This window comes from Streptomyces sp. S6 (assembly GCF_054880855.1).
Map to the genome: position 1 here is coordinate 1 of NZ_JBTYMC010000431.1, position 4,411 is coordinate 4,411.

Sequence of the window (4,411 nt, forward strand, 5' to 3'; positions counted from 1 at the left end):
CCGACGGCCTCGACCGGACGGCCGGGCGGGCGCTGCGGTGGCTGGCCGCGCACCTCGACGACTTCCGCCTCCCGCCCGACGCCACCACGGACGCCGACCGCGACCTCACCTGGAAACCCCTCGGTGAACTCGCCCAGCTCACCCGGCGGATCGCCACCGGCCACCCCCGCGCGGACCTGCGCGCGGAGGCGGCCGGGCTGTTCGCGTTCGCCTGGGCCGAGACCCGCGAAGGCGCGCTGTTCGCGGAACTCGTCCACCGCGAACCGCACGCCACGTACCCGGTCGAGATCTACGGCGTCTTCGCCCAGGCGGGCCTGCGCCACCCGGTGACGGACGAACTCATCGCCGCCACCGCCCGGTTGCGCGCCCGGCGCATCGCCCGCGACACCCCGACCCGCACCCTCGGCCTGCTCATCGCCGAACGCCGCGTCGGCGTCACCCCGCACAGCGACCCCGCCGCCGAACTCGCCCGGACCTGGCTCGGCGAACGCCCCGAACCCTGGGCCCTGGACCGCCGCACCGCCTACGGCCTCACCCACGACGTCTTCCACGTCACCGACTGGGGCGCCGACCGCACCGGGCTCACCCCCGAGGCCGCCGACTACCTGCGGCTGTGGCTCCCCGCCTGGCTGGACGGCTGGCTCGCCGAGGGGGAGTGGGACCTCGTCGCGGAACTCCTCGCGGTCGGCGCGTGCCTGCCGGACGGCGGCGCCGGCTCCTACGACGCGGCCTGGGAGCGCCTCGCCGCCGCCCAGTCGGACGACGGCGCCGTCCCGGAGCACGAGAACTTCCCCCGGGACTCCTTCCGCGCCTGCTACCACGCGACGCTCGCCACGGCGTTCGCGGCGACGCTGGCCCGCGAGGCGCCGGCCCGCACCCCTGACGCCCTCCCCGGAAGGAACCTCGCGTGATGACCGTGACGGCAGCCTCCCCGGCCCTGTTGCACCGGGTCGGGGAGCGGGCGCTCGACTGGCTCGACACCAACAGGGACCGCTTCCGGATCACCCCGGAGGACCACGCGTCGGGACTCGCCCTCGGCGAGCGGCTCAAACCCGTCGGTGAACTCGCCGTCAACACAAGGGTGTTGTTCCGCGAGGGCGTCGCCGGGTCACGGCAGCGGGAACGGGCCGGGAACCTCCTCGACCTCGCGTGGCGCGAACTCCTCGACGGGGGCGGCGTGCTCGCGGCGCTCCAGGAGCAGGAACCGCACACGCCGGTCGCGCTGGAGGTGTACGCGCCGTTCCACGAGAGCGGCTACCGGCACCCCGGCCTGGAGGAGATGCTCGCGGTGTCCCGGCGCACGAAGAGCTGGGCCGCCGTCGAACGGCCCCCCAACCGGCAGCTCGCCCTGCTCAGCGCGGAACGCCGGATCGGCCTCACCCCGAGCGGCGACTTCGGCGAACTCCTGCGCCGCACCTGGCTCGGCCAGCTCCCCGAACCGTGGACCGTCCAGCTCCACATCGCCTACGACATCACCCACACCGTCTTCCACGTCACCAACTGGGGCGAGCGACCGCACGCGATCCCGCCCGACATCGCCGACTACCTCGACCGCTACCTCCCCGCCTGGCTGGAGACCTGGGCCGACCTCGAACACTGGGACCTGCTCGGCGAACTCCTCGTCGTCGACGCCTGCCTCCCCCGCCCCGCGCTCGACGCCGAGATCTGGGAGCGGTACGCGGCGGCCCAGGCACCCAGCGGCGCGATGCCGGTCCACCGAGGGATGCCCGAGGGCGACCCCGGCGAGGTCTTCGACCTCCTCCACCACCCCACCCTCGTCGCCGCGTTCGCCTCCGCGATGGCCACCTCACGGGCGCTCGGCTGATGCCGCCCGTCGACGCCCGCCTCACCGAGGCCCTCCAGCTCATCGACGCGCCCGACGCCGTCGTCGCGATCTCCCGGCGCGGGCGGCGGACCGTCGTCGGCGCGGACGGCGGGGTGCGGCCGCTGCGGTACGAACTCGGGTCGCTGACCAAGACGTTCACGGTGCTGCTCGCGGCGCGGATGGCCGACGAGGGGCTGATCGGGCTGGACGACCCCCTCGCCGCGCACCTGCCCGTCCGGAGCACCCCGATCACCCTGCGCCACCTCGCCACGCACACCTCGGGCCTGCCGCGCGTCCCCCACGACCTGCTGCCGGGCGCACTCCTGCACCCCCGCCGCAACCCCTACACCCGGTACGGCACCGACCGCCTCCTGGCGGCCTTCTCCCGGGCCCGGCCCCGGCACGCGCCCGGCGCGCACTGGAACTACTCCAACTTCGGCGTCGCCCTCCTCGGCCAGGCCCTCAGCAGGGCCGCCGGGACGCCCTACCCCGAACTCCTCGACCGGCGGGTCCTCACCCCGCTCGGGCTGACCCGGACCGGGGCGACGCCCGCGCCCACCGACGCCGTCGGGTACCGCAAGGACGGGACGACACTCGTGCCGTGCACGTCCATGGGGGCGTTCGCGCCCGCCGCGTCCGTGCGGGCGACGCCGGGGGACCTCCTCACGTACGTCGAGGCGCACCTCGCGCCCGGGGGACCGCTGGGCCCCGCGCTGCGACAGGTCGTCGTCCCCCAACTGCGGCGCGGACGGCCCCCGGAGACCCACACCCTGACCTGGTTCCAGCACGACACCGGGCACGGGCCGGTGCTCTTCCACAGCGGGGCCACCTTCGGGCAGCAGGCGTACGCCGGGTTCCACCCCGCCTCCGGGACCGCCGTCGTCGCCCTCGCCAACCGCCACCACCGAGGCTGCCGCCTCGTCCCCGTCGCCCACGAACTCCTCCACGCCCTCGCGGCGACCACACCGGCCGGCCTCAGTGCCTCGGGGTGTGTCGGCGGGGTCTAGCGCAGCCGCGCGGGCCCGCGACCGGTCGACGGGAGCTGGAAACGCGTTTGCGTGAACGACGGGTGCCACGGTGAAGTCACCTGCCATGCGCACCTTGTTCCCGCACCACACCTGGACCCCCGTCACCGAAGGCGCGTCCGGCGCCGAGGTGTTCCGCCTCACCGGACCGGGCCCGGCCCTCTACGCCAAGCGGGGACCCGGCGTGGCCGACGAGACGGAACGCCTCCGCTGGCTCACCGAGCACGCGATCCCCGTACCGAGGATCGTCGGCAGCGGCGACGACTGGCTGGTCACCGAAGCCGTCGAGGGCGTGCCGGCCGACGACGCCCCGGAGGCGCTGGCCGGCCTCGCCCGCGCCCTGCACTCCCTCCCCGCCGACACCTGCCCCTTCGACCGGCGGCTCGACGTCACGACGGCCGAGGCGCGCGACCGCGTCGAGCGGCGGCTCGTCGACCTGGACGACCTGGAGGAGCGGTACGCGGGCTGGTCGGGGGAGCGGCTCCTGGCCGAGCTCGACCGGACCCGCCCGGCGGCCGAGGACCTCGTCGTGTGCCACGGCGACCTGTGCCCCGACAACGTCCTCGTCGACCCGGGGACCGGGGAGGTGCGTGCGGTGCTCGACGTCGGACGGCTCGGCCTCGCCGACCGGCACACCGATCTGGCGCTCGCCGTACGGGAGTTGGAGGGGCCGCGTGGCCGCCGGTTCCTGGAGCGGTACGGGACGCAGCACGTGGCGGAGTCACGGATGGAGTACTACGTGCTGCTCGACGAGTTCTTCTGACGACGACCACCGCGAGCAGGCCGCCGGACCGCTACGTACGATGTGGCGATCCTCGCGGTCGCTCCGCGTGGCCGGAAGGAGCGGTGATGCGGTTTCGGCAGGCCGGGGCCTGTACGGTGCTCGCCGTCTGCCTCGCCGCGTGCGGCAGGCCGGACGGCGGGGTACGGGTGGAGGGTCCGGCGGTGACGGCCGTGCAGTGGACCGGACCCACGTACGTCACGGATCTCTACGGGCGGGCGTGGCAGCGGCCGACGGACGTGAGCCTGGGCCGGAGCCTCGACCTCGGAGGGCTGCGCTGGAAGGGCTGGGGGACGGCCCGGCCGACGGCGACCGGGACGGCGACGGACGTCAACTGCGTGGCCGGCTGCCCCGGCGGCAAGCCCTCGTCGTACCGCGTCGAGGTCGTGCTCGGCGGGCTGGTGCGCCGGGGAGACGTCGCCTACTACGGGCACGCCTCGCTGAAACCGCTCGACCCGCCCGAGCCCTTCTGGGCCGTGGGCTACGACGACATGGACCTGGACGTGCCGGACCGATGAGCCCCTTGCGAAGGAAGCCGATGAAGAGGCCCGGCGCCAGTCTCGGCACGAAGGTCGCCCTCGCCGTGGCCGTCGCGGCGACCTGCGTCGCGGGCGCGGTCGGCGTGTTCGTGCACCGGCTCACCGCCGCCGACCAGCTCACCACCGCCCGCGCCGCCGTACGGCAGGACCTGGAAGGACGGACGACATGAGCGACACAGGCGCCCCCGGGGCAATAGGCGACGGCACGCGCGCGGTGCGTGCCGGGCTGCCCGAGCCCGTC

6 protein-coding genes are annotated in these 4,411 nt (G+C 75.0%); all 6 read left to right on the top strand.

Annotation, left to right across the window (positions count from 1 at the left end; all coding sequences use genetic code 11):
* Nucleotides 1–911, top strand: a 911-nt coding sequence (locus tag ACVNF4_RS32995; protein WP_461806555.1) for a DUF6895 family protein, incomplete at its 5' end; no start/stop codon positions are given.
* Nucleotides 911–1,825: a DUF6895 family protein gene (locus ACVNF4_RS33000; RefSeq protein WP_461806556.1), complete on the top strand. Its 915-nt coding sequence runs from the start codon at nt 911–913 to the stop codon at nt 1,823–1,825. The genes ACVNF4_RS32995 and ACVNF4_RS33000, both read left to right, overlap by 1 nt.
* Nucleotides 1,825–2,832 (top strand): serine hydrolase domain-containing protein, encoded by a 1,008-nt coding sequence (locus ACVNF4_RS33005; RefSeq protein ID WP_461806557.1) that lies wholly within the window; start codon nt 1,825–1,827, stop codon nt 2,830–2,832. The genes ACVNF4_RS33000 and ACVNF4_RS33005 overlap by 1 nt, the downstream gene beginning before the upstream one ends.
* Nucleotides 2,833–2,902: 70 nt before the next feature.
* Entirely contained in the window at nt 2,903–3,613 is a 711-nt protein-coding gene (locus tag ACVNF4_RS33010; protein ID WP_461806558.1) for an APH(3') family aminoglycoside O-phosphotransferase, read from the top strand.
* Between the two features lie 86 nt (nt 3,614–3,699).
* Nucleotides 3,700–4,149 carry a hypothetical protein gene (locus ACVNF4_RS33015; protein ID WP_461806559.1) on the top strand — a complete coding sequence of 150 codons (450 nt, stop codon included), beginning with the start codon at nt 3,700–3,702 and terminating at the stop codon, nt 4,147–4,149.
* 20 nt (nt 4,150–4,169) lie between these two features.
* Nucleotides 4,170–4,340: a hypothetical protein gene (locus ACVNF4_RS33020; protein WP_461806560.1), complete on the top strand. Its 171-nt coding sequence runs from the start codon at nt 4,170–4,172 to the stop codon at nt 4,338–4,340.
* Nucleotides 4,341–4,411: the final 71 nt, after the last annotated feature.